The organism is Mesorhizobium sp. M4A.F.Ca.ET.020.02.1.1, assembly GCF_004022645.1.
Taxonomy (GTDB): Bacteria; Pseudomonadota; Alphaproteobacteria; order Rhizobiales; family Rhizobiaceae; genus Mesorhizobium.
In genome coordinates, this window is record NZ_RZOI01001096.1 from 1 (window position 1) to 1,359 (window position 1,359).

Genomic DNA, 1,359 nt, shown 5'->3' on the forward strand with positions numbered 1-1,359 from the left:
GACTACGCCCGCTTCGGCAAGCTGATCCTGGACAATGGCGGCGGCGTGGTGCCGGCCGAGTGGATCGAGGCGACGCGCACCGGCAGGCACGGCCCGGGCTTCAATCCCAGCCTGCCCGAAGGCAGCTACCGCAACCAGTTCTGGATCGAGGATCCGCGCTCGCGCGCGCTAATGTGCCGGGGTGTGTTCGGGCAGCTTATCCACATCGGCTGGGACAACAGAATGGTCGTGGTGAAGCTTTCGACCTATCCGGATTTCACCAACACAGCCTATTCGGTGGCGACGCTGAAGGCCGTGCACGCCATAGCCGCCGCGCTGGCCTGACCCACAAGCAAGCAGAGGATCCCGGAGACCGTCATGACCGGCAGGACCGCGTTCGAGACAAGATATGGCTTTGCCCGCAACGCGGTGCTGCTCTCCAACTGGCGCGAAAGCCCGTTCAATCGCTGGTCGTTCCAGAATGTCGGCGAGCTGGTGCCGAGCGCGCCCTTCGCATCCGCCAGCGGCAGCGAGGCGCCCCCGCAGGCGCTTGGCGGGCTGCTCGACGAAAAGGTCGCCTCGGCAAATGCGCCGGAAACGGTCGCGGCATTTCTCCAGCGCTCGGATACCGATGCGCTGACCATTATGAAGGGCGGCAAATGGGTCGGCGACTGGTTGGCGCCGCATATGGAATTTGGCGCCCGCCACATCATCTTCTCGATCAGCAAGTCGTTCACCGCCATTCTCGCCGGCATACTGGAAGGCGAGGGGGTGTTCGACCCGGAAGCGCCCGTCGTCAACTACATCCCTGAGGCCAAAAGCTCTGCCTATGGCGATGCAAGCTGCCGGCACGTGCTCGACATGACCGTCAGCCTCGATTTCGAGGAGGCCTATCTCGATCCCGAGAGCGCATTTGCCCGCTATCGCCGCGCCACGCTGTGGAATCCGGGCGGCGGGTCCGAAAGCCTCAAGGCGTTTCTCCTGACGTTGCAGCGTCTCGGCGAGCCACACGGCCGGACCTATCGCTACCGCTCGCCCAATTCCGATTTGCTCGGCGCGCTGCTGGAGCGGGCGTCGGGCCAGCGCATCGCCGATCTTCTGCGAGATAAATTGTGGCTGCCGCTCGGCGCGACGAGCGAGGGCTCGATCGCCGTCGACATGGAAGGCACGGCGCGCACCGCCGGCGGTATTTCGGTGACGCCGCGCGACCTGGCGCGGGTCGGCGAGATGATGCGGCAGGGCGGCATGGCCAATGGCCGCCGCATCGTGCCGGATGCCTGGGTCCGTGACACGGTTTCAACCGGCGGCAGCTTCGAGGCCTGGCAGCGCGGCACGATGGCGTTTCTCTTTCCCAAGGGCCGCTACCGCAACAAATGGTAC

Annotated in this window: 1 protein-coding gene and 1 pseudogene; both read left to right on the forward strand. The window is 65.3% G+C overall.

Features of this window, described 5'->3' with window-relative positions; translation table 11 throughout:
* Window positions 1–324: pseudogene (locus EN742_RS35125) on the forward strand (6-aminohexanoate hydrolase); the annotation flags it as partial.
* Window positions 325–357: 33 nt separating this feature from the next.
* Window positions 358–1,359 (forward strand): serine hydrolase (locus tag EN742_RS35130; protein ID WP_148670535.1); only part of this gene is annotated, 1,002 nt, incomplete at its 3' end.